Here is a 23,140-nt window from a genome sequence, read left to right as displayed (position 1 = left end):
TCACAGCGTGGCCCGGGCCCACTCGTACGAGAGGCGGTGCGACTCTCGTTTGGTCGCCACGCTGGGCTCGTCCACCTCGATCATGAAGTCGCCGTCGTAGCCGTCCGGGATCGCGGCGAGCACCGCGGCGAAGTCGATGACGCCCCGGCCGGGCTCGGCCCACAGCCGCTTGGTCCGCTGCACCTCGTGGTAGCTCAGGCCGGCGCGGCTCTCCGGCGCCAGGTAGTCCGCGTAGCAGTCCTTGAGGTGGATGCCGCCCAGGCGGTCGGCGTAGCGCCGGATGAAGGCCGCCGGCTCGATCCCCGCCCAGCGCAGGTGGCCGGTGTCCGGGCCGAATCCGATGACGTCCGGGCCGAGGTCGTCGAGGAGCCGGACGATCTCCGCCTCGGTCTCGAACACCCCGCCGACGTGCGAGTGGTGCAGCGGCCGCAGGCCGCCGGCGGCCAGCACCCGGCACACCGCGCCGCAGTTGTCGATCGCCCGGGTCAGGCGGCCCTCGTCGTAGCCGGCGCCGGCCGCCGGCTGCGCCATCCGGGCGGGCACGGCCATCGAGGAGATCATCGTACGGTCGAGCCCGAGCGCGGTCTGCTCCGCGGCGAACCGCTTCGCCCGTTCCACCTCCCGTCCCATGTCGACGGTCTCGTCGAACGGCGAGCTGAACAGGCTCAGCGCGGGCGCGAGGCCGTACCCGGCGATCCAGGCGGCGTACTCCGCGACGGTCATGCCGTCGGGCACGTCGGCCTTGACGGCGGTGAAGCCGATCTCCCGGAAGTCGCGGAACGCCTCCTCGAACACCTCCCTGGTCTTGCCGGCGGTGCTCCAGTACGGGATCGGGTTGGCAGCGATGCGGTTCACGACAGCCTCACCGGACGGCCCGTGCGCGCCGACTCGTACGCGCCCGTGATCACCGCGATCGACCGGCGGTTGGTCTCCAGATCCACCCGGATCTCCCCGGTGCCGTCCAGCGCTGCCAGGAAGTTGAGGTACTGCAGCCGGTGCGCGTCCGACAGCGTGCCCGGGTTGCTGCCCGCGGTCGGCACCGCGCCCGCCGCCTCCCGGCTGTCGCCGAGCAGCACGAGCTGGTCGTCGTCGATGACCGCCGAGCCGCGGTCGCCGTGCACCTGCAGGCGGGCGCTGAGCCCCGGGTACGCCGACGTGGTCGCGTGCAGCACGCCCAGCGCCCCGCTCTCGAAGCGCACCACGCCGGCGGCGACGTCCTCCACCTCGATCCGCTCGTGCGCCAGCGTCCCCGTGTACGCGAACACCTCCACGGGCCGGCCCAGCGCGGCGATGAGCAGGTCGACGGTGTGCACGCCCTGGTTCATGAGCGCGCCGCCGCCGTCGAGCTCCCAGGTGCCGCGCCAGTCGCCGGAGTCGTAGTAGTCCTGCGTACGCCACCAGTCGATCGACGCGATGCCGGAGGTCACCCGGCCCAGCTCGCCGCGGGCGATGGCGGCCAGCGTGGCCTCCGTGGACGGGTCGAACCGGTGCTGGGAGATCACCGTGACGAGCGTGCCCGCCCGCTGCCGCGCCGCGATGATCTCGTCGGTGCGCTCCACCGTGATCTCGGCGGGCTTCTCCACGATGACGTGCTTGCCGGCGTCGAGGGCCTCGATCGCCACCTCGCCGTGCCGGCCGGTGGGCGTGCAGACCACCACCACGTCGACGTCCTCGGCGGCCAGGGCCTCGGCCAGCGACCCGTACGGGCGCCCGCCGCGCTCGGCCGCGAGCTGCTCGGCCCGGCCCTTCTCCACGTCGGCGACGGCGACCAGCTCCAGCCGGCCGGCGAGCTGGCTCATCACCAGGCCGTGGTGCCGGCCGATCACTCCGGCTCCCACCAGGGCGAACTTCGGTGTGCTCACGCGTACTCGATCCCCTCGGTCCTCAGCAGGTCGGTGAAGGCGCGCCAGGCCCGCCGGAACTGCTCCGGCCCGGAGAAACCGCCGGTGGCGTGCCCGGCGGCCAGATGCGGTTCGAGCGAGAAGAACCCGTCGAACCCGTCGTGGTGCAGGGCGCGCATCGTCTCGGCCAGCTCGCCGTCGCCCTCCCCGGCCGGGACGACCGTGCCGTCCGCGGCCCGCGCGTCCTTGATCTGCACGTACGCGAGGTGCGGCCGCAGGATCTCGTAGCCCTCGGCGTACGGCCGGACGCCGACCTGGACGAAGTTGGCCGCGTCCCAGGCCAGCCGCAGATGCGGCGAACCGACCGACCGCACGATGTCGAGGCAGCGGGCCGGCACGTCGCCGTAGATCTCCTTCTCGTTCTCGTGCAGCAGGACCAGATCGGCCTCCTCGGCCACGCCGGCCAGCTCCCGCATCCGGTCGACGACCTCGTCGCGGTGCGCGGCCGGGTCGGCGCCGGGCCGCAGGAAGAACGAGAAGATCCGCACGTACGGGGCGTCGAAGAAGTGCGCGACCTCGGCGGCGTGCCGCATCCGCGCCAGGTGCGGCCCGAACTCCTCGTCGACGAAGATCTTGCCGATCGGCGAGCCGATGCTGGACACCTCGAGGTCGTGGCCGGCGAGCGTGGCCTTCATCGTGCCGAGCCGCTCGCGGTCCAGGTCGAGGATGTTGACGTCCCACGCGCTGCGCAGCTCCACGTAGCGCAGGCCGAGGCCCGCGGCCACCCGGCACTGCTCGGTGAAGTCGGGCGATATCTCGTCCACGAAGCCGGAGAGAGTCCACATGTCAGCGTCCTTCCGCCAGGTCGTACACCTGCTGGACCAGCCGCAGGGACCGGGCGCCCTCGTGCGGGGAGATCCAGAACGGTTCCGGGCCGGGCAGTGCCCGGTAGAAATCGTCGATGAGCAGCTCGTGCGAGGCGCCCCAGTAGCCGCGTCCGCCGGGTCCGGCCGCCGGCTCGGCGACCCTCTCCACGCGCCCATCGGCGTGCTGCACGGTCAGGTCGCCGCGGATGAGCAGCACCGCCCGGTCGGTCACGATCTCGATGGTGACCGGTGAGTCGGCGGCGTTGGCCACGGTGGCGAGCACGACGCTGCGCACGCCACCCGCGTGGTCCAGGATCACGCTCGCGGTGTCCTCGACGTCGATGTCGTCGTGGGCGTACCGGCCGGCGTGGCCGCGCACCCGCACGACGTCGCCGAGCAGCCACTGCATCAGGTCCAGGGTGTGGATCGCCTGGTTGATGAGCACTCCCCCGCCGCTGCGGGCCCTGGTGCCGCGCCACGGCCGGGACCGGTAGTACGCCGGGTCGCGGTGCCACAGCACGGTCGCCGAGCCGCCGCGGACCGCGCCGAGCTCGCCCGAGCCCAGGAGCTCGCGGACCGCCCGGCAGGTGGCGTTGTAGCGGTTCTGCAGGCAGATGCCCACCTTGACGCCCGGGTGCCGCCGGGCCGCGGCGATGAGCCGGTCCGCCTCGTCGACCGTGTGCGCGACCGGCTTCTCCACGAGCACGGCGGCGCCGGCCTGCAGGCAGTCGATCGCCACCGGCGTGTGCCGGTCGTGCGGGGTGCACACGTGCACGACGTCCGGGCGTACGGCCCGCAGCAGCTCCCGGTGATCGGCGAACGCCGGGACGCCGTAGCGCTCCGCGGCCTCGACCGCCCGGTCCGGATCGGTGTCGCAGACGCCGGCCAGCTCGGCGCCGTCGAGCTTGGCGAGGGCCTGCAGGTGCACGACGGACACGTCGCCGCACCCGACCACCGCGGCGCGGGTCACTTGACGCCCCCGGCGGTGAGGCCGCCGACCAGGTAGCGCTGGAACGCCAGGTAGAGCAGCACCACCGGGGCCGCGGAGATCAGCGCGGCGGCCATCACCTGCGAGTACACCGGCAGCGCCCCGCCCTCCTGGGTGGCGCCGAACGCGGACAACGCGACCGCCGCGGTGTGCGTCTCCGGCCGGGTCAGCACCGAGGCGAACAGCACGTCGTTCCAGCCCAGCAGGAACGCGAAGATGCCGGAGACGACGATCGCCGGCAGGCTCAGCGGGACGATGATGCGGAACAGGATGCGCAGCGTGGAGGCGCCGTCCATCCGGCCGGCCTCCTCGAGCTCGCGCGGCAGGCCGCGCAGGTAGGTGACCATCACCCAGGTGGAGAACGGCAGCGCGAAGGTCAGGTACGCCAGGAACAGCCCCCACCGCGTGCCGACCACCGTGACACCGAGGTAGTTCCCGGCCGAGGAGAACAGCACGAACACCGGCAGCAGCATCAGGGTGCCGGGGATGCTCTGCAGCCCGACCAGCCCGCGCAGGATCGTGAGCCGCCCGAGGAACGTGTAACGGACCAGGACGTACGCGGTCATCGTGCCGAGCAGCGCCGAGGCGAGCGCCACCAGCGCGCACACCACGATGCTGTTGAGCAGGCCGGTGGCCAGGTCGGCGGTGGTCCAGATGCGGCTGTAGCTGTCCAGCGAGAAGGTGCCGGGCCAGAACTCGCCGGAGGCCACGCCGAGGTCGGTGTTCAGCGAGGCCAGCACGATGTAGAGGGTGGGTACCAGCACCATCGCGCAGAGGATCACGGTGACGGCGGCCAGCAGCGGGCGGGGCAGCAGCCGGTGCGCCTCGCCGGTGGCCGTACGCCCCCGGGCGCGCCGGGCCGGCAGCACGGGCGTGGACGCGGGGACGAGCCCCGGGGTCGCCGACGCGGTCATGTCCGGTCTCCGTCCTCGTGCACGTCCAGCCGGAGCGCACGCAGATAGGCGAACAGGGGGATGGCGACGAGCAGCAGCGACACGATCGCCATCGCCGCGCTGAGCCCGAAGCGCAGGCCCTGGAAGCTGGTCACGTAGACGATCATCGGCATCACGTTGACGTCGTCCGGGGCGGGCGCCCCGAACAGCACGTACGGCAGGGTGAAGTTGTTGATGTGGTTGAGCGTGGCCAGCAGGCACGCCAGCAGGACCGGCCCGCGCAGGTACGGCAGCACCACCCGGGTCAGCTTGGGCCACCACCCGGCGCCGTCGATCGCGGAGGCCTCGTACACCTCGTGGTCGACGCTCTGCAGCCCGGCCAGCGCCATCAGGTAGATGAACGGCCAGGCCGCCCAGATCTCCACCAGCACGAGCGTCCAGTACGACTTCGGCCCGCTCAGCCACAGCCCGCCGTCCACGCCCGCCTTCGCCAGCACGGTGTTGACGATGCCGTCGGGCTGCAGCATGGTGCGCCACACGGTGGCCACGACGAACGACGGCAGCACGTACGGGATCAGGAACACCGCGCGGACCAGCCCCCGCCCCCGGTAGGCGTTCTGGGTGGCGACGGCGGCGGCGATGCCGAACGGGACGGTGGCGGCGGTGGCGATCACCGCGAACGAGACGCTGATCCAGATCGAGTGCGGCAGCCCGGAGCCGAACGCCTCGGTGAAGTTGCTCAGCCCGGTGAACGGCGCGTCCAGCCAGCGCCGCAGCGTGTACTGGTCGAGGTCGATGAGCGAGATGTAGAAGGCGAGCAGCAGCGGGACGACGATGATCAGCATCATCAGCACCCCGCCGGGGGCCAGCAGCCACAGCGGGCGCTGTCGTGCGGTCACGCCGCGGCGGTGCCGCCCGCGTGCCGTGCTGTCGTCGGTCATGGCCGCGGCTTCCTACTTCGCCCGGTCGAGCGCGGACTGGGCGGCCTTCTGCGCGTCCGCGAGCCGGCCGTCCAGCTGCGCGTCGCCGACCGAGCCCTTCGCCAGGTCGGGGATCGACTGCACCACCACGTTGGTCATGGCGAGCTGGATGTCCGCCCACGCGCCGGTGAACGGGGTCGCCACCGACTTCTGCGCGGCCTGGGCCACCGGCGCGAGCTTCTGATCGGACTGCAGGGTGCTCAGCGCCGCGGCGTTGGCGGGCAGGTTCCCGACCGCCTTGTAGTAGTCGAGCTGCGCGTCCTGGTCCGTGATCAGCTTGACGAACTGGAACGCGAGATCCTGATTCTTCGAGTAGTCGGCGACCAGGACGTTGTCGCCGGACAGGATGCTGGCCGCCTCCACGCCGTTCGCGGGCCGGGCGGTGGCGCCGGGCGGCACCGTCGGCAGCAGCGCGAACGACCACTTGCCCTTGACCTTGCCGGCGTCGAGGGCCTTCGCGGCCGTCGTCGAGGTGAGCGCCATGTAGCCCGTCTTGCCCTCGGCGAACGCCGCGATGGCCTGCGCGTTGGTCCAGCCGATCGCCGCGGGGTCGACCACCTTGTCGGTGGTCAGCCAGCCGAAGTACGTCTGGTACGCCTGCTTGACGATCGGGTCCTGGATCCGGGCGGTCTTGCCGTCCACGAGCGGGTTGCCCGCCTGCACCGACATGCCCCAGACGAACTTCCACGGGTCGAAGTTGTCCTTGTACGCGACCGCGAGGCCGTACTGGTCGCCCTTGGTCAGCTGCTCGGCGTGCCGGCGCAGCTCGTCCCACGTGGTCGCGGGCTTGCTGATGCCGGCCGCCTTGAGCAGCTCGGTGTTGTACACCATGACGAACGGCCGGCTCACGAACGGGATGCCGACCTGGTTCTGCTGGTCCGGCCCGGAGATGCCGAGCGTGGCCGGTACGAACTTGTCCTTGCCGCCGACCTTCTGCCACCGCGCGTCGTCGAGCTTCACGAACGCGCCGGTGGAGTACGCGGTCGGGGTGAGCGTGGTGCCGACCGCGTACACGTCGGGGCCGGTGCCGGAGACGACCGAGGTCTGGATCTTGGTCAGCTCGTCGTTGGCGGTGGCGAACTCCTCGAACTTCACGCTCGCCCCGGTCTGCGCCTTGAACTTGTCGCTGATCGACGCCTGCCACGCCCGGAACTCCTGCGGGTACTGGGTGTTCGCCCCGATCAGCACGTTGAGGGTCTTGCCGGCGCCACCGCCGCCGCCCCCGTCGCCGTCACCGCAGGCGGCGACCCCGGCGGTCAGTGTCAGGGCTCCGGCCAGCGCCACGATCGCGCGCATCCTTCTCCGACTCATCGTCTTCTCCCTCGGTGTGCCCCGCAGTGCCCGGCGTTACGAGCAGATTTCGCCTCCGCCGGCGGTCAAATCAACGAGTTGCCACTTGTTGCCTCCCGTCCGGGGCAACAAGTGGCAACTGCTTGCCGGGCACCGGCCCGCACCGGGACGCTGGAGCTCATGGCCTCCCTGACGGTGCACCCCGATCGGCTGCTGCCCACCGAACCCGGCGTGCGCGACATCGCCCGCCGGCTGTACGGCGCGGTGCAGGATTTGCCGATCATCTCGCCGCACGGGCACGTCGACCCCCGGCTGCTGCTGGACGACCGCCCGTTCGCCGACCCCGCCTCCCTGCTGATCCAGCCGGACCACTACGTGACCCGCCTGCTGCACGCCGGCGGCGTCGGCCTGGACGTGCTCGGTGTGGGCGAGGGGCCGCTGCCGGAGGACCGGTCCCGGGCGGCCTGGCGGGCCCTGTGCGCCAACTGGCACCTGCTGCGCGGCACCCCCGTGCGGTACTGGTTCGACAGCGAGCTCGCCGGCATCTTCGGCGTCACCGAGCGGCCGGACGCCGACAACGCCGACCGGCTGTACGACCGGATCGCCGAGCAGCTCCGGCAGCCGAGCCACCAGCCGCGCGCCCTGCTGCGCCGTTTCGGGATCGAGTTCATGGCCACCACCGACGACCCGGCCGACGACCTGTCCGCCCACGAGGCGCTGCGCGCCGATCCGGACGTGGCCACGACCGTGGCGCCCACGTTCCGGCCGGACCGGTACCTCGAACCCGGCCGGCCCGACTGGCCCGGGCTCGTCAAGGGTCTCGGCGGCGACACCGGCGACTACGCGGGCTACCTCGCCGCCCTGGAGGAACGCCGGCGGTACTTCATCGCCCACGGCGCCGTCTCCACCGACCACGGCCACCTCGACGCCGGGACCGAACCCCTCGAACGCCACGACGCCGAACGCATCTACCGGGCCGCGCTGGCCGGGCAGGCCACCGCCGCGGAGGCGACCGCGTTCCGGCGGCACATGACGTTCGAGATGGCCCGGATGGCCTGCGACGACGGGCTCGTGATGACCCTGCACCCGGGCGTGCACCGCAACCACCATCCGCCCACCGGGCGCCGGTACGGCCCGGACACCGGCCACGACATCCCGGTGGCGGTCGAGTACACCCGGGCCCTGCAGCCGCTGCTGCAGCGCTTCGGCACCCATCCCGGCTTCCACCTCGTGCTGTTCACCGTCGACCCGGACGTGTTCAGCCGGGAGATCGCGCCGCTGGCCGGCTTCTACCCCGCCGTGTACGCCGGCGCGCCCTGGTGGTTCCTCGACAACCCCTCGGAGATCCGCCGCTTCCAGCAGGGCGTCACCGAGACCGCCGGGTTCAGCCGCCTGTCCGGGTTCATCGACGACACCCGGGCCTTCTGTTCCATCCCGGCGCGCCACGACATGTCCCGCCGCCTCGACGCCGGCTTCCTCGCCGAGCTCGTGGCCGCGCACCGCCTCGACGAGGACGAGGCCCTGGACACGATCACCACCCTGGTCGTCGACCAGCCGCGGGCGGTGTTCAAGCTGTGAGGCCCGTACGGATCGTCCACCTCGGACTGGGCGGCTTCTTCCGCGCCCACCAGGCCTGGTACACCGGCGCCGCACCGGACGCCGAGCAGTGGGGCATCGCCGCCTTCACCGGCCGCTCCCGCGAGCTCGCCGACCGGCTCAACGCGCAGGACGGGCGGTACACGCTCGTCGTGCGGGGGCCGGAACACGACGAGATGTCGGTGCAGCGGGCCGTCGTCGCGGCCCACCCCGGCACCGACCTCACCTCCTGGCTCGACTACCTCGCCCGGCCCCAGGTCGCCGTCGTCACGCTGACCGTCACGGAGGCGGCGTACCGGCGGAATCCCGGCGGCGCGATCGACCTGGACCACCCGGACGTCCGCGCCGACCTGGCAGCCCTCCGGGAGGGCGGCGGCATCGGCACGGTCCCCGGCCGCCTCGTCGCCGGCCTGGCCACCCGGCGGGCCGCCGGCGCCGGCCCGCTCGCCGTGGTCTCCTGCGACAACCTGCCCGGCAACGGCGAGGTCACCCGGCGGGTCGTCACCGGCCTGGCCGCCGCGGCGGACCCGGAGCTGGCCGGATGGGTCGGCGAGCACGTGTCGTTCGTGACGACCATGGTGGACCGCATCACGCCGCGCACCACCGCCGACGACGTCCGGGCCGTCGCCGACCGGACCGGCTGGGCGGACGCGGCCCCGGTGGTCACCGAACCGTTCACCGAATGGGTGCTCAGCGGCGCGTTCCCGGCCGGCCGGCCCGCCTGGGACGGCGCCGGCGCGCGCTTCGTCGACGACGTCCACCCGCACGAGACCCGCAAGCTGCTGCTGCTCAACGGCGGGCACAGCCTGCTGGCGTACGCGGGGAGCGCCCGCGGCCACGAGACCATCGCCGAGGCGGTCGCCGACCCGGTCTGCCGCGGCTGGCTGGTGCAGTGGTGGGACGAGGCATCGCAGCAGGTACCGCTGCCGGCCGCCGAGGTGGACGCGTACCGGGAGGCCCTGCTGGACCGGTTCGCCAACCCGAGGATCCGGCACACGCTCGCCCAGATCGCCGCGGACGGCTCGCAGAAGCTGCCGATCCGGGTGCTGCCCGTGCTGCGCGCGGAACGGGCCGCCGGGCGCATGCCCGCCGGGGCCGTCCGCATCCTGGCCGCCTGGATCGCCCACCTGCGCGGCGCCGGCGCCCCCGTGCAGGACGCGGGCGCCGGACCGTATCTGGAGCGCGCCGGGTCGGTGCGCGACGTGGTGGCTCTGCTCGCCCCGGACCTCGCCGACGACGAGGCGCTGATCGCCGCGACGGGCCGGGAGCTGTAGCGCGGGAAAACCGGATCCGCCTCCGGCGCGTCTAGCTACCCGTAGGGGACGCGTCAGGAGGATGCCATGGGAAAACCCGATAGCCGCAGCGGTGGCGCGGCGACGAGGCTGAGCACATGCTGAACGCCGCGAACGCCTTCGTCCACTGGCTGACCACCCTGAACGAGACCGCCGTTCTGCTGTTCACGTTCCTGTCCAGCGCCGTCGAGATGACGTTCCTGTTGGGCCTGCTCATCCCCGGCGAGTCGGTGGTCATGCTGGCCGGCGCGCTGCCCGGCGGCCCGGCCGGCTTCGCCCTGGTGGTCACGGTCGGCACGGCGGGCGCCCTCAGCGGTCAGATCCTCGGGTACGCGGTGGGCCGCGCGTTCGGCCCCCGGCTGCGCGGCACGCGGCTGGGCCGCCGCATCGGCGCCGAGCGGTTCGACCGGGCGGAGACGTACCTGAGCACCCACGGCGGCCCGGCGCTGGCGGCCGTACGGTTCGTGGCGGTGATCCACGCCGTGGTGCCGATCGTGGCCGGCACGGTACGGATGCCGTTCCGCCGGTTCGTGGGCTGGTCGGCGCTGGGCACGACCGTGTGGGTCGGCGCGTTCGCCGGCGTCGGCGCGGCCACCGCGGGCGCGGGCTCCTCCGGCGGCGTCGCGCTGCTGCTGACCGCGGTCGGGGCGACCTGCCTGGGCGCGGTTCCGTTCGCCGCCCGGCTGGTGCGGCGCGCGTTCACCGGCCGCCGGCAGGTCACCGTGCCCCGCGTGCACGCGCCGCGGCGCCCGTCGGTCCTCGCCCAGCCCTGAGCGGACCCGCCCGGCCGTCCCTGGGGGAAAACCCCCAGGAGAAGACTGCCGTCAGCCGGATCCCGGCCGGCCCCCCGCGTCCCTAGCGTCATCTTCCGTAGGCACGACGACGGAAGGAGTACGGGTGATCGAGGCCCGCAATCTCACCAGACGGTACGGACGCACGGTCGCGGTCGACGCGCTCAGCTTCGAGGTACGGCCCGGCAGCGTCACCGGCTTCCTCGGCCCCAACGGGTCGGGCAAGTCCACCACGATGCGGCTGATCCTGGGGCTGGACCGGCCGGACGCCGGCGAGGCGCGGATCGGCGGCCGCCGCTACCGCGAGCTGCGCTGGCCGCTGCGCGAGGTCGGCGCGCTGCTCGAGGCGAAGGCCCACCCGGGCCGCAGCGCCCGCAGTCACCTGGCCGCGCTCGCCGCCGGCAACGCGATCCCCCGGGCCCGGGTGGACGAGGTGCTCGACCTGGTCGGCCTGTCCGGCGCGGCCGGGCGCCGGGCCGGCACGTTCTCCCTCGGCATGGGGCAGCGCCTGGGCGTCGCCGCGGCGCTGCTCGGCGATCCGGCGGTGCTGCTGCTCGACGAGCCGGTCAACGGGCTGGATCCGGAAGGGGTCCGCTGGATCCGCGAGCTGCTGCGGTCGCTGGCCGCGCAGGGCCGTACGGTGTTCGTGTCCAGCCACCTGATCGCCGAGATGGCGCTGACCGCCGAGCGGCTGGTGGTGATCGGCCGGGGGCGGTTGCTCGCGGACACGACGGTCGCCGGGATGTCCGCCGGGTCGGAGTCGCTGGAGGACGCGTTCTTCCGGCTCACCGGCGCGACGGCCGACTACCGCGCGAACCCGGCGACGGAGGCGGCGTCATGACCGCGCCGGGTGGCCGGTACGGCCTCCCCCAGGCGGTCCGGATGGAGTGGATCAAGCTGCGGAGCCTGCGCTCGACCTGGTGGACGCTGCTCGTCACGGCCGCCGGGACCGTCGGCATCGGCGTCGCCGTGGGCCTGAACACGCGCGACGCGTCCGGGGACGTGACCAACAACGCGCTCGCCGGCGTCGTACCCGGCCTGCTGCTGACGGGGGTGCTCGGCGTGCTGAGCATGACCGGCGAGTACAGCTCGGGCACCATCCGGGCCACGCTCGCCGTGATTCCGCGGCGTCCGCTGGTCCTCCTCGCGAAGGCGGCCGTGTTCGGTGCCGTGACGCTGCTCGCCGGGGAGGCCGCGTCGTTCACCGCGTTCCTCGCCGTACGGGCCACGCTGCGCCCGGGCGTCGCTGCGCCCGCACTAGGCGATCCCGGGGTGCTCCGGGCGGTCGCGGTGACGGGAGCGGGCTTCTGCATGATCGGGCTGCTCGGCCTGGGCCTGGGCGCCATCGTCCGGCACAGCGCCGCCGCCGTCGGGGTCCTGGTCGCCGGGGTGTACGTGGGCGCGCAGGCCTTCGGGATCCTCGCGCACGGCGTGGCGGCGTACATGCCGATCCTGATCGTGGAGAACTCCCTCAGCACGACCCGGCCGGTGACCTGCGGGGCCGGCGCGGCATCGTGCCCGGATTTCCTGTCCGCGGGGGCCGGACTCGGCGTGCTCGCCCTGTACGCCGTGGCGGCCCTGCTGGCCGGCGGATGGTTGCTGGCCCGGCGGGACGCGTGAGCGCACGGCGGAGGGAGGAGGATGGCGGCATGAGCGTTGCGGTGACCACGCCGGCCGCGGCGATCGCGGCGCCGTTCAGCCGGCGGCAGGCACGCGAGCTGCTGTTCTGCCTGGCCGGGCTGCCCTTCGCCGTGATCAGCCCGGTGGTGCTCCTCGTCGGTGCGGTGGACCTGAGCTGGTTCGCGACCCGCGGCGGGCGGGGCAGCGTCTCCCCCGCCGATGTGGCCGCCGCCGTGGTCTGCGTGGGACTGCTGGCCGCGCTCATGGTGGCCACGGGGGCGGCGCGGCGGCTGGGTTCGCTGCAGCGCGGGATCGCCGCCCGGCTGCTCGGCGTACGGGTCCCCGCCCCGCGCGCGGGCGGCGGGTGGCGCGTGGTGGCGTACCAGGTGGTCAAGCTGCCGGTCGGGCTGCTCGAGGCGTACGCGGTGTTCTTCTGGGTCGGCGGGCTGGTCAACCTGAGCTACCCGCTCGTGTGGGGCGCGTTCCGCAACCATCCGCCGGGAGCCCGGCTGAGCCCGCTGCCGGTGTACACGCCGTTCGGGTTGTTCGGCGAGGGCACGTTCCGCGTCGCGACCCTGCCCGGCACGTTCGCCGCGGCCGCGGCGGGCGCGGCGATGCTGCTGGCCGCCCCGTGGGTCACCCGGGCGGTCACGGCCGCCGACGCCCGGCTGATCCGGATGCTGCTCGGGCCGGGACGGCTGGCCCAGCGGGTGCACGACCTCGAGCTGAGCCGGGCGCAGGCGGTGGACGACTCCGCCGCCCGGCTGCGGCGGCTCGAACGCGACCTGCACGACGGCGCGCAGATCCGCCTCGCCACGCTCGCCCTGCACCTCGGCATGGCCCGGGAGAAGCTCGGCGACCGGGGCGTGGTCCCGGACGCCGCCGCCGCCCGCGAGCTGGTCGACGCCGCGCTGCAGGGCGCCAAGGACGCGCTGGCCGAGCTGCGCAACCTGGCCCGCGGCATCCACCCGCCGGTGCTCGACAACGGGCTGGCGGACGCGCTCGCCGCGCTGGCCGCCGACCGCGCGATCCCGGTCGAGCTGGACGTCAGCATCCCGGTCCGGCCCACCCCCGCGATCGAGAGCATCGCGTACTTCTGCGCCGCCGAGCTGATGGCCAACGCGGCCAAGCACAGCTCCGCCGGCAGGCTGGCCGTACGGGCCGCCGGGCGGCAGGACGTGCTGCTGCTCAGCGTCGCCGACGACGGTACGGGCGGCGCCGACCCGGCCCGCGGCACCGGCCTGTCCGGGCTCGCGCAGCGGGTGGCCGTGGTGGACGGCCGGCTCACGATCGACAGCCCGCCCGGCGGACCGACCCGGATCGCCGTCGAGCTCCCGCTGCGCGCATGACGGTCCGGGTGGTGATCGCCGAGGACGCGGCGCTGTTCCGCGCGGGGCTCACCCGGCTGATCGAGGACCACGGCCACCGGGTGTGCGCCGCGGTGGGCGACGCCGGCACCCTGCTGGCGGCGGTGGCCGGGCACCGCCCCGACGTCGTGGTGGCCGACATCCGGATGCCGCCGACGCACACCGACGAGGGGCTGCGCGCGGCGCTGGAGATCCGCCGCCGCTACCCGGGCACCGGTGTGCTGATGCTGTCGCAGTACATCGAGACCAGGTACACGGCCCGGCTGCTGGAGGGCAACGCGGCGGGCGCCGGCTACCTGCTGAAGGAGCGGGTCGCCGACGTGGCCGAGTTCCTCGACGCGCTGCAGCGGATCGCCGCGGGCGGCACGGCCCTCGACCCCGAGGTCGTCGGCCGGCTTCTGCGCGCCGGACGCCGCGCCGACGGCCTGGCCGCGCTCACCGCGCGCGAGCGGCACGTGCTCACGCTGATGGCAGAGGGGCGGTCGAACGCCGGCATCGCCGAGGCGCTCGTGGTGACCGGCGGCACGGTGGAGAAGCACGTGGCGAGCATCTTCGACAAGCTCGGGCTGCCGCCGGGCGAAAGCGGCAACCGTCGCGTGCTCGCGGTCCTGCGCTACCTCGGCTCGTAGGTGCTCAGGCCGCGCCGAGGTGGCGGTGCAGGAAGTCGGCGGCGGCGTCCGCGGCCTGGCTGACGTACGGCTCGACGTCGTAGAGGTCGATGTGCTGCTTCGCGTCGAGCCAGCGGATCTCCTTCGGACCGGCCGCGTCGGCGTGCACCGCGGCGGCGAGCTCCGGCGCGCAGTAGGCGTCCGTACGGCCGTGGACGACGAGCAGCGGCGTGGCGGTGAGCAGCGGCGCCGCGCCCAGGGCGTCGAAGGTCATGAGGGAGTGCAGCGAGCCGTACGTGACCCTGTTCTCCCAGTGCGCCGCCGCCGAGCGCTCGGTGCCGTAGTAGGCGTACGGTTCGTCGCCGCCCATCGCCGCGGGCGCGCCGCCCGGGGCGACCGCCGGCAGCTCCTCGTCGTAGCGCTCGATGAACGACGCGAGGGCCGCGCGGTAGCCGCCGGGGTCCGCCGCGCTGAACCGGGCCGGGCTGTTGTACGCGCCCGCGATGCCGGCGACCGCGCCGATCCGGGGATCGGCCGCTGCCGCCCGGACCGCGTAACCGCCGCCGAGGCAGACGCCCACGATCCCCACCCGCGCCGGGTCGACGGCCGGATGGCCGGCGAGCAGGCTCACCGCCGCCCGCAGATCGGCGAGCTTGCCCTGGCTGTCCTCGTGCGCCCGCCGCCCGCCGCTCTCGCCGAAGCCGCGGTGGTCGAAGGCGAGCGTCGTGATGCCCCGGTCCCGCAGCCGGGCGGCGTACACGCCGACGACCTGCTCCTTGACGCCGGTGAACGGCCCGGTGAGGACGATCGCCGGAGCCCCGTCCGCGGCTACCGCGAGGTCGCCGATCAGCGTGATGCCGTCGGCGGTGAAGGTGACGCGTTCGCTGGACATGCCGGCCCCGTTCGTTCGGTGACTATCGTGGGCACGACGTTAGGGCGCGCGGCGGCCCGGGGACAGAAGGCACTTCCGGGTGCCGTACCCGGCCACGGCCCGCCGATCCGTGGAGGTGTTCGTGTCGCTGGTGATTCCCGACGTGCTCGAGGCGAGCTGCGCGACGCGGCAGGCGCTGGAACGGCTCGCCTCGAAGTGGCGGGTGCTGCTCATCTACGCGCTGCTCGCCGGCCCGCAACGGCACGCCGAGCTGCGCCGCCGGGTCGCGGGGATCACCCAGAAGGTGCTGACCGAGACGCTGCGGGACATGGAACGCGACGGGCTGGTGCAGCGGCGGGTGCTCAAGGAGACGCCGCCGCAGCACGTCGAGTACGCGCTGACCGCGCTCGGCAAGACCCTGCAGGAACCACTCGCCGCCATCTGCGCCTGGGCGGCGGAGAACGACGCGGCCGGGCCCGCCACCGGGATGCCGGGTCCGCGCGCCTGATCCTGTCAGGGGTGGCCGCTGTCGTTCGCTGGCCGCAGCCCCTGGAGGTCCGATGCGCGGCCCGGTCCGCATCCCGACGGCCCACCGCTCCCCCGTCCGGCATCGCGGCGGCCACCACGCCGGACGGCCGCGGGCTGATCCTCACCGCCGGTGGCGACGAGACGATCCGCTCCTGACCACCGGCGCGGAGATCGGCACCCCTGTGCGGCCGGCGGGCACCGACCGGCTGCCGGTCGGCTACCTCGGCCCGGTCGCGATCCTGCCCGGCGCGGGAGCGGCGCTTTCCGGCGGAGAAGGGGCGCTCCCGGGCGGGGGACGCGACGCTGTCGCGCGGGGATGCGGCGCATCACGGGCAGCACCTGGGCGACCTCGGCGGCGCCGCGAGCTGGGCCGATGCCGGTGCCGGCGGCCGGCCGCCGGCCGTACGGACGGCAGCATCACGATCGACCCGCTCTGAGCCCGGCTCACCCGGGCGGTCTATGCTCCGCGGGTTCGTTCGGGGAAAGGATCACCGTGTACGACCAGCAGCAGGCGCCGTGGCAGCAGCCCGGGACGACGGCCATCGCGGTCACCGCGAAGTACTGGTGGGCGACGTTCATGTTCGCCCTCTTCAAGCCGTACCTGGCGATCAACGGGCGCCCGGTCCCGGCCGGCTGGGGACGCACCGTCGTGCCGGTGCCGCCGGGGCAGTACCAGGTCCACGTGCACGTGCCGTACCTGATACCGCCGCGGGTCGGCACCGCCGAGACGGTCGTGGCCGTGCACCCGGGCCAGGTCGTCGAGCTGGAGTACCGGGCGCCGGCTATCGGGTTCGTCGACGGCGCGATCGGGCCGGCGCCGCAGAAGCACCGGGCCATGCCCGCGGCCATCGCGCTGATGGTGGTGCCGTTGGTCCTGCTGCTGTGCGTGTGCGGCGGGTTCGGGATCGCCGCGGTGGTCGGTGGCAGCGACGGCCCCGACCGGCCGGTGGCACGGCCCACCGCCGTACGGCCGGTGCCGACGCTGCCGCGCACCCTCGACCCCGGTCCCACCGATGCGGCGCCGGGGGCCGGTAAGCCCGTGCTGCGCCAGGTGCCGGCGCGGACCCTGATCGGGCCGAGCTTCACCGCCTCGGACGCCACGTACACGATGGCCTTCACGGGGTGGCCGTTCGCGTTCCGTACCCCGAAGACCTGGGGTTGCCTCGCCGGGCGGGTCGATCTGCCGCAGGCGAAGGCCTGGGTCTGCATCGACGAGGGCAACCCGGGCAGCGGGCAGAAGGTGCAGATCATGCTGCGGCCGTGCCCGGCGCCGTGCGGCGCCGTGGAGCGCAGCCGGCTGAGCACCGAGTGGTTCGACCCGGGAGCCAAGGCCCGCACGTTCGACGAGCGCACCTCCTACGTCGAGCAGGCCCGCAACGCCAACGGCCGGTACACGCTCGACATGAGCCACTTCTTCCCGGCCGCCTCCGGCGGCACGCACACGTGGCAGGTCGGCATCGGCGCGTTCACGCCGCCGGAGAAGAAGGCGGACATCCACAAGATCTTCAACGACGTGCTGACCCAGGCCGGCTAGGAGAGCCGGACGTCGCGGCGGGTGGTGGCCGCCGCGCCCAGCAGCGACAGCGCGACGCCCAGTCCGACCATGACGGCCAGGGCGCCGGCGGCCGGGCCGGGGCCGGCGACGTCCGGTACGTGGCGGAAGAAGCCCAGGTCCTGGATCCGCTCCGGCACCTCCAGCAGGGGGCCGAACAGCGCGAGCAGGGCGCTGCCGGTCAGCGGTAGCCACGCCAGCGCGGACAGGCGCGGGCTGAGGCCGATGAGCAACGCGACGAAGCCGGTGGTCGCGACGGCCGCCGGCCACTGCCCGATCGCGTACGCGAAGGCCCGCGTCCCGACGTCCTGCCCGTCGATGACCGCCGGGGTGACGAGGGCGCCGAGGACACCGGTCGCGACCAGGATCACGGCGCAGCCGCCGGCCGTGACGGCGGCCTGCGCGGCGAGCGGCGCCCAGCGGCGTACGCCCGTGGTGAGCACCAGATCGGTCAGCCCGGCCGCCTCCCACCGGCGGGCCGCCAGCACCGACAGGACCGCGTACGCGCACACGACGATGCCGACGACGGTGTCGCTGTACGCCAGGTACGCGGCCACCGGGTCGCCCGTGCCGAGCTGGGAGCCGAGGAACCCGCCGAGGTCCCCGCCGCGGCTCTGCTCCACGGTTCCCGAGCCCATCGAGGCGAACAGGGTCCCGACGGCTGCGACCGCCACGGTCCAGGCGAGCAGTGACGACCGGCCGAGACGCGCGGACAGGCCCACGGGCGTACGTGTGCGCAGCCGGCTGTCCGCGGTGGCGCGCCGCCGGAGGAACCCGGCGCCGAACTCGCGCCGGCGGGACAGCACCTCGGCCAGGGCGGCGAGCAGGATCACCGCCAGCGCGGGCGGCACGGTGGCGTCCCAGTGCCCGGCCGTGAACGGTCCGATCGTCGCGCGCAGGCCCAGCGGGCTGAGCCGGTTCAGCGCCGCCGTCCCGGAGACGTCGGCTGCGGCCCGTACGGCGAACGCCGCGCCGACCGCCGCCAGCCCGAGCATCCGGGCGTGCCCGGCCGTCGCCGCGACCTGGGCCAGCACGGCGGTGCCGGCGCCGAGGACGAGGAACGTGAGGGCGATCGTCGTCCCGAACGCCGCCGCACCGGACCAGGTGACGCCCTCGACGCCCCCGGTGTGCAGTCCGGCCGCCACGCCGCAGCCGAGCCCGAGCAGGACGGCGGTACCAGCCAGCACGACCATGGCGCTGTGCAGCGGCCGCCGCTGCGGTACGCCGGACCCGCGCAGCAGTTCCAGCGTGCCGTCGTCCTCGGGTGCGCGGGTCAGCGAGACGGTCACCAGCACTGCCATGACGGCGACGAGGATGGTCACGATCGCGCCGGCCTCCCAGGCGTACATCTGCGCGGGCGTTCCGGGTCCGGGGAGCTGTCCGTACAGGACGGTCGAGGCGCGGTCGGCGCGGGCGAGCTCCACGGCGGCGCGACGCTGCTGATCGGTGGCGTAAGTGTTCTGGTACGCCGGCACGGTCGCGAAGCAGATCCCCACGAGCAGCAGCAGCCACGCGCCGAGCGTCCACCGGATCCGGCGCACCAGCAGGCGGGTGAGGCTCATCGGGGCACCGCCGCGTAGTGCCGCAGGAACAGGTCCTCCAGGCTGGCCGGGGCGCAGGTGATGTCGTCGGCCCCGGCGGCGGCCAGCACGCCCAGCACGGCGGGTACGAGGGCGCGCGGCGTGCTGACGCTCAGCGTGCCGTCGTCCGTTCGTACGTCGAGTCCCAGGTCGCGCAGGCGCTCACCGACCGGACCGGCCAGCTCCGCCGCGGGCCGGGCGGTGACGGTCGAGGCGGCGAGGTGGCGCAGGCCGGCCAGGCGTCCCGCCTCGACCAGCCGGCCGTCCTTGATGATGGTGACCTCGTCGCACACCTTCTCGACCTCGGCCAGGATGTGGCTGGACAGCAGGACCGTGCGGCCGCCCGCGGCGGCCTGCCGGACGCAGCGCTGGAACACCTCCTCCATCAGCGGGTCCAGCCCGGAGGTCGGCTCGTCGAGGACGAGCAGGTCGGTCGGGGCGGCGAAGGCGGCGATCAGGGCGACCTTCTGCCGGTTGCCCTTCGAGTACGTGCGGACCCGCCGGCGGGTGTCGAGGGCGAACTCGGCGGTGAGGCGCCGCTCGGCCCCGGCGTCGCGGGCGCCCCGCAGCCCGGCGAGCGCGTCGAGCATCTCCTGGCCGGTCAGGTCGGGCCAGAGCGCGACCTCCCCGGGCACGTACGAGGTGCGCCTCGTGATCTGCGCGGCGTGCGTGGCCGGGTCGAGGCCGAGCACCCGGACCCGGCCGCCGCCGGCCCGGCCCAGCCCGAGCAGCACCCGGATCGTGGTCGACTTGCCGGCGCCGTTCGGGCCCAGGAAGCCGTGCACGGTGCCGGGCGCGACGTGCAGGTCCAGGCCGTCCACGGCCACGAACGCGCCGAACCGCTTCACCAGCCCGTCCACCTCGATGGCGTCCGTGGTCACGGCGTCCTGCCCTTCTCGATGGCGGTCAGCAGCGCGTCGGCGATGGCCCGGTCGAGCCGGCGGTGCCGCGGGTCGGACAGCCGCAGGTAGAGGTCCGCGGCGCGGCGGGCGACGTCGAGGTCCAGCGTCCCCGCCACCCGGGGGAAGTCCGGCCCGAGCTGGCGGGTGACGCGCTCGACCACGCCCGCGGCGGCCCGCTCGATCTCCCGGTCGTCGAGCGGCTCGTCGCCCTCGTACCGGTGGGCGATCGCGCGGAACGACTCGAGGCTGCCGGCCAGCCCGGCCTCGGTGAGGCCCTCGTAGAGCACGACGGACTCGGCCGGGATGTCGCCGCGGTAGTACGCGAGCTCCATGAAGTCGCGTTCGCGGCGGATCACGCGCCGCGCCTTCTCGTCGTCGGCGCGCGCCTCCATGTCCTCGTAGAAGCGCGCGACGGCCGGCGGCACCAGGCAGAGGCGGCCGTCGTGCTCCACCGCCGCCGCCAGCCGCGCCATCCGGTCCCGCTGCTCGCGCAGGTCCTCGAGCTTCTCGTCGAGCGCCGCGATGCCCGCCCGCAGGTCGGTGAGCACCGCCTCCGCGTCCGCGGCCTCCGCGCGACGGCCGGGCCCGGGCTGCTCCCCGAGCATCGTGGCGACCGTGGCGAGCGGGATGCCGGCCTCGGCCAGCCAGCGCACCCGCGCCAGCCGGGCCAGATGCGTCAGGTCGTAGTCGCGCACGCCGTCGCGCCGGCCGGGCACGGCCAGCAGCCCGATCTGGTGATAGAAGCGGATCGTCCGTACGGTGCAGCCGGTCAGCTCCGCCAGCTCCTTGATGCGCACGGGTTCAGTCTCGGCTGTGACGTGACGTCACAGTCAAGCACGGGCGGCGGCTTTGGCAGGATGGCCGCATGACTTCCGTCCAGGACCGGTTCCGCGCGCTGCACGACTCCGGCACATTCGTCATGCCGAACCCGTGGGACGCCGGCTCGGCGCGGCTGCTCGAACACCTCGGCTTCGCCGCGCTGGCCACCACCTCGTCGGGCCTCGCGGCGAGCCTGGGCCGGCTCGACCAGCAGGTCACCCGGGAGGAGCTCGTCCGGCACGTCGCCGGGCTCACCTCGGCGGTCGCCGTGCCGGTGAGCGTCGACGCGGAATGGTGCTTCGCCGACACCCCGGCCGGCATCGCGGAGACGGTGGACCTGCTGGCCGTGGCCGGCGCGGCGGGCATCTCCATCGAGGACTACGACCCGGCAGCCGAGCGGGTGGTGCCCGGCGAGGTGGCTGCCGAACGGGTCGCCGCCGCCGCGCGGGCCTGCCGGCGGCACGGCATCGTGCTGACCGCCCGCGCCGAGAACCACCTGTACGGGCACGACGACCTCGACGACACGATCCGGCGGCTGGCCGCGTACCGGGAGGCGGGGGCGGACGTGGTCTACGCGCCCGGCCTGCGCTCGCCGGCCGACATCGGGCGCCTCGTCCGGTCGGTGGCCGCCCCGGTGAACGTGCTCGCCGTGGCCGGTACGCCGAGCGTCGCGGACCTGGCGGAGCTGGGCGTGCGGCGGGTGTCGACGGGCGGGGCGCTGGCCTGGGCGGCGTACGGCGCGCTGCGGGACGCCGCCCGGGAGCTGCTGACCGCGGGCACCACGACGTTCCGGGAGCGGGCGCTCACCGGCGACGAGGCCGCCGCCGCCTTCAGCTGAGCCCCGGGCCGAGCCGCCGTTCCCGGCGCCGGCACCGGGAGGGGCCGCCCTTCAGCTCAGGCCCGGGGCGGGGCCGCCGGTCAGCGCGGTCAGGGCGGCGTGCACGTGTCCCCGGGCCTCCTCGAGGGCGCACCGGGCCCCTTCCGCACCGGCCTGCCCGAGCAGCATCACCACCGCCACCCGCGCATCGCCCTGGGCGTCGAGCAGCGCCCCGCGGCACCGGACCGGGTCGGCGCCCGTCGCGTCGGCCAGGATCCGCAGCTGCCGGTCGCGGAGCTTGTCGTTGCTGGGCAGCATGTCGGTCATCAGGTTCGAGTACGTGCGCCCGAGCCGCACCATCGCGGCGGTGGAGAACGCGTTGAGCACGAGCTTCTGCGCCGTGCCCGCCTTCATCCTCGTGGAGCCGGTCACCACCTCGGGGCCGGTGTCGGGCGCGACGTGCAGGTCCGCGTACCGGGCGAGCGGCGCCGCGGGGTCGGCCGACACGAGCACCGTGTGCGCGCCCCGGGACCGCGCCGAGGCCAGGGCGCCGCGCACGTACGGCGTCCGCCCGCTCGCCGCCACCCCGACCACCACGTCCCCCGCGGTCACCCCGGCCATCGCCGCCGCACCCGCGTCCTCGTCGTCCTCGGCGCCCGCGGAGGCGCCGGTGAGCGCGGCCGCTCCCCCGGCGAGGTGCGCGACCAGCCGTCCCGGCTCGAGCCCGAACGTGGGGCCCAGCTCCGCCGCGTCGAGCACGGCCAGCCGCCCGGAGGTGCCCGAGCCGACGTAATGGACCCGGCAGCCACCCGACAGCGCCTCGACGGCGAGGTCGACGGCGGCGGCGAGCACGGGCAGGACGCCGGTCACCGCGCCGGGCACCGTACGGTCCTCGTCGTTGATGACGCGCAGCAGCTCCAGGCTGGAGATGCGGTCGATCGCCGCGGTCCGCGGATTGCGCTGCTCGGTGCGGCCCAGCGGCGCCTGTTCGCCCGGCCTCACGCGCGCCCCCGGACGGAGTCCACCCGCCGGCCCCGGACGGCCTCGTACGTCACCTCGAGCGCGTGCCGCGTCTGCGGGTACGTCCGCTGGGCGACACCGACGAACACGCAGTCGATGACCGTCAGCTGGGCGAGCCGGCTGGCCATCGCGCCGGAGCGGAACGTCGTCTCCCGCGCCGCCGTGGTGAGCACGTGGTCGGCGATCCGGGTGATCGGCGACTTGGGGAAGTTGGTCAGCGCCACCAGCCGTGCACCGTGCCGGCCCGCCTCGGCGAACGCCTCCACGGTGTCGGCGGTCGCGCCGGTGTGCGAGATACCGAAGGCCACGTCCCGCTCGTCGAGCAGCGCCGCGCTGGTGAGCGCCACGTGCAGGTCGCTCCACGCGTACGAGATCCGGCCGATCCGGTGCAGCTTGTGCTGGAAGTCGGCGGCGACGAAGGCGCTGGCGCCGACGCCGTAGATGTCGACGCGCCGGGCGCCGGCGACGAGGTCGACGACCTGCTCGAGGACGGCGATGTCGATCTGCAGGGCGGTGTCCTCGACGGCCCGGGCGTCGGCGAAGGCGATCTTCTTGACCACCTGCGCGAGCTCGTCGGTCTCGCTGATGTCGCTGTCGATCAGCTCGCGGCCGGTGGTCGCCGCGCCGGCCGCCCGGCCCGCCTCGGCGGCGAGGGTCAGCCGCAGCTCGGAGTAGCCGGCGAAGCCCATCGCGCGGCAGAACCGGATCACCGTGGTCTCGGAGGCGCGGGCGCGCCCGGCGAGGTCGGTGATGGTGAGCCCGGCGGCGGTCGCCGCCTCGTCGATGATCACGCGGGCGACCCGCTGCTCGGCCGGGGAGAGCGAGGGGAGCAGGCCGCGGGCCCGCACGGTCGTGGGTGAGCCGCCGGCCGCCCGCTGCGCGGTCGGTGCCGGCGTACGCCTGGTGCCTGTCATGGAGC

Annotated in this window: 24 protein-coding genes; 11 read left to right on the top strand and 13 right to left on the bottom strand. The window is 74.4% G+C overall.

The features are described from left to right. Genes COUCH_RS19565 through COUCH_RS19535 form a run of 7 tightly spaced genes read right to left on the bottom strand, consistent with a single transcriptional unit; the run spans position 1 to position 6,879 of the window. Positions 1-855: a sugar phosphate isomerase/epimerase family protein gene (locus COUCH_RS19565; protein WP_249606621.1), complete on the bottom strand. Its 855-nt coding sequence runs from the start codon at positions 853-855 to the stop codon at positions 1-3. Further along, a complete protein-coding gene (locus COUCH_RS19560; protein ID WP_249606620.1) occupies positions 852-1,862 on the bottom strand; it encodes a Gfo/Idh/MocA family protein in 1,011 nt (336 codons plus the stop codon). Before COUCH_RS19560 ends, COUCH_RS19565 begins: the two co-directional genes overlap by 4 nt. Continuing rightward, positions 1,859-2,686, bottom strand: coding sequence for a sugar phosphate isomerase/epimerase family protein (locus COUCH_RS19555; RefSeq protein ID WP_249606619.1), 828 nt, complete (start codon positions 2,684-2,686; stop codon positions 1,859-1,861). The genes COUCH_RS19560 and COUCH_RS19555 overlap by 4 nt, the downstream gene beginning before the upstream one ends. 1 nt (position 2,687) lies before the next feature. Further along, complete coding sequence (locus COUCH_RS19550) at positions 2,688-3,677, bottom strand: Gfo/Idh/MocA family protein (protein WP_249606618.1); 990 nt, start codon at positions 3,675-3,677, stop codon at positions 2,688-2,690. Further along, positions 3,674-4,609, bottom strand: coding sequence for a carbohydrate ABC transporter permease (locus COUCH_RS19545; RefSeq protein WP_249606617.1), 936 nt, complete (start codon positions 4,607-4,609; stop codon positions 3,674-3,676). The genes COUCH_RS19550 and COUCH_RS19545 overlap by 4 nt, the downstream gene beginning before the upstream one ends. Beyond that, a complete protein-coding gene (locus tag COUCH_RS19540; protein ID WP_249606616.1) occupies positions 4,606-5,529 on the bottom strand; it encodes a carbohydrate ABC transporter permease in 924 nt (307 codons plus the stop codon). The genes COUCH_RS19545 and COUCH_RS19540 overlap by 4 nt, the downstream gene beginning before the upstream one ends. A 12-nt stretch (positions 5,530-5,541) precedes the next feature. After that, positions 5,542-6,879 (bottom strand): ABC transporter substrate-binding protein, encoded by a 1,338-nt coding sequence (locus COUCH_RS19535; RefSeq protein WP_249606615.1) that lies wholly within the window; start codon positions 6,877-6,879, stop codon positions 5,542-5,544. 159 nt (positions 6,880-7,038) lie between these two features. Here COUCH_RS19535 and uxaC point away from each other — a divergent pair, with 159 nt between their 5' ends. The 7 genes from uxaC (at position 7,039) to COUCH_RS19500 (ending at position 14,153) form a co-directional block, all read left to right on the top strand. Next, entirely contained in the window at positions 7,039-8,436 is a 1,398-nt protein-coding gene (gene uxaC / locus COUCH_RS19530) for a glucuronate isomerase (protein ID WP_249606614.1), read from the top strand. Next, positions 8,433-9,728, top strand: a complete 1,296-nt coding sequence (locus tag COUCH_RS19525) for a mannitol dehydrogenase family protein (RefSeq protein WP_249606613.1) — start codon at positions 8,433-8,435, stop codon at positions 9,726-9,728. The genes uxaC and COUCH_RS19525 overlap by 4 nt, the downstream gene beginning before the upstream one ends. A gap of 116 nt (positions 9,729-9,844) precedes the next feature. Further along, positions 9,845-10,519 carry a DedA family protein gene (locus tag COUCH_RS19520; RefSeq protein WP_249606612.1) on the top strand — a complete coding sequence of 225 codons (675 nt, stop codon included), beginning with the start codon at positions 9,845-9,847 and terminating at the stop codon, positions 10,517-10,519. Positions 10,520-10,643: 124 nt separating this feature from the next. Beyond that, entirely contained in the window at positions 10,644-11,378 is a 735-nt protein-coding gene (locus COUCH_RS19515) for an ABC transporter ATP-binding protein (protein ID WP_430640810.1), read from the top strand. Further along, on the top strand, positions 11,375-12,157 hold the full coding sequence (locus COUCH_RS19510; protein WP_249606611.1) for an ABC transporter permease: 783 nt from the start codon (positions 11,375-11,377) through the stop codon (positions 12,155-12,157). The genes COUCH_RS19515 and COUCH_RS19510 overlap by 4 nt, the downstream gene beginning before the upstream one ends. 29 nt (positions 12,158-12,186) lie before the next feature. Further along, the gene (locus COUCH_RS19505) at positions 12,187-13,506 is read left to right on the top strand and encodes a sensor histidine kinase (RefSeq protein ID WP_249606610.1); all 1,320 of its coding nucleotides are present in this window, start codon (positions 12,187-12,189) and stop codon (positions 13,504-13,506) included. Further along, complete coding sequence (locus tag COUCH_RS19500; RefSeq protein WP_249606609.1) at positions 13,503-14,153, top strand: response regulator transcription factor; 651 nt, start codon at positions 13,503-13,505, stop codon at positions 14,151-14,153. The genes COUCH_RS19505 and COUCH_RS19500 overlap by 4 nt, the downstream gene beginning before the upstream one ends. A 4-nt stretch (positions 14,154-14,157) precedes the next feature. On the opposite strand, the gene COUCH_RS19495 is transcribed toward COUCH_RS19500, so the two are convergent. Beyond that, positions 14,158-15,024, bottom strand: coding sequence for an alpha/beta hydrolase (locus COUCH_RS19495; RefSeq protein ID WP_249606608.1), 867 nt, complete (start codon positions 15,022-15,024; stop codon positions 14,158-14,160). A 79-nt stretch (positions 15,025-15,103) separates the two neighbouring features. Between COUCH_RS19495 and COUCH_RS19490 the strand changes: the two genes are divergently transcribed. The 3 genes from COUCH_RS19490 to COUCH_RS19480 all read left to right on the top strand — a co-directional run bounded on the left by COUCH_RS19490 (position 15,104) and on the right by COUCH_RS19480 (position 17,065). Further along, positions 15,104-15,511 carry a winged helix-turn-helix transcriptional regulator gene (locus tag COUCH_RS19490; protein ID WP_249606607.1) on the top strand — a complete coding sequence of 136 codons (408 nt, stop codon included), beginning with the start codon at positions 15,104-15,106 and terminating at the stop codon, positions 15,509-15,511. 11 nt (positions 15,512-15,522) lie between these two features. Then, complete coding sequence (locus COUCH_RS19485; protein WP_249606606.1) at positions 15,523-15,687, top strand: hypothetical protein; 165 nt, start codon at positions 15,523-15,525, stop codon at positions 15,685-15,687. Between the two features lie 337 nt (positions 15,688-16,024). Next, the gene (locus COUCH_RS19480; RefSeq protein ID WP_249606605.1) at positions 16,025-17,065 is read left to right on the top strand and encodes a hypothetical protein; all 1,041 of its coding nucleotides are present in this window, start codon (positions 16,025-16,027) and stop codon (positions 17,063-17,065) included. Here COUCH_RS19480 and COUCH_RS19475 read toward each other — a convergent pair. The 3 genes from COUCH_RS19475 to COUCH_RS19465 are packed head-to-tail and all read right to left on the bottom strand — an operon-like array spanning position 17,062 to position 20,362. After that, positions 17,062-18,645 carry a hypothetical protein gene (locus COUCH_RS19475; RefSeq protein ID WP_249606604.1) on the bottom strand — a complete coding sequence of 528 codons (1,584 nt, stop codon included), beginning with the start codon at positions 18,643-18,645 and terminating at the stop codon, positions 17,062-17,064. The genes COUCH_RS19480 and COUCH_RS19475 overlap by 4 nt on opposite strands. Next, positions 18,642-19,544 (bottom strand): ABC transporter ATP-binding protein, encoded by a 903-nt coding sequence (locus COUCH_RS19470; RefSeq protein ID WP_249606603.1) that lies wholly within the window; start codon positions 19,542-19,544, stop codon positions 18,642-18,644. The genes COUCH_RS19475 and COUCH_RS19470 overlap by 4 nt, the downstream gene beginning before the upstream one ends. Beyond that, entirely contained in the window at positions 19,541-20,362 is an 822-nt protein-coding gene (locus COUCH_RS19465) for a MerR family transcriptional regulator (RefSeq protein ID WP_249606602.1), read from the bottom strand. The genes COUCH_RS19470 and COUCH_RS19465 overlap by 4 nt, the downstream gene beginning before the upstream one ends. Before the next feature lie 68 nt (positions 20,363-20,430). Between COUCH_RS19465 and COUCH_RS19460 the strand changes: the two genes are divergently transcribed. After that, entirely contained in the window at positions 20,431-21,222 is a 792-nt protein-coding gene (locus tag COUCH_RS19460) for an isocitrate lyase/PEP mutase family protein (RefSeq protein WP_249606601.1), read from the top strand. Positions 21,223-21,273: 51 nt separating this feature from the next. Here COUCH_RS19460 and murQ read toward each other — a convergent pair whose 3' ends face one another. After that, a complete protein-coding gene (murQ, locus tag COUCH_RS19455; RefSeq protein WP_249606600.1) occupies positions 21,274-22,203 on the bottom strand; it encodes an N-acetylmuramic acid 6-phosphate etherase in 930 nt (309 codons plus the stop codon). Beyond that, positions 22,200-23,135: a MurR/RpiR family transcriptional regulator gene (locus COUCH_RS19450; protein WP_249606599.1), complete on the bottom strand. Its 936-nt coding sequence runs from the start codon at positions 23,133-23,135 to the stop codon at positions 22,200-22,202. Before COUCH_RS19450 ends, murQ begins: the two co-directional genes overlap by 4 nt. Positions 23,136-23,140 lie beyond the last annotated feature (5 nt).

The sequence above is a fragment of the Couchioplanes caeruleus genome (genome assembly GCF_023499255.1).
GTDB classification, from domain to species: Bacteria; Actinomycetota; Actinomycetes; order Mycobacteriales; family Micromonosporaceae; genus Actinoplanes; species Actinoplanes caeruleus_A.
Note: the sequence above shows the minus strand (reverse complement) of the source record. Positions and strands in the feature narration are given on the sequence as shown.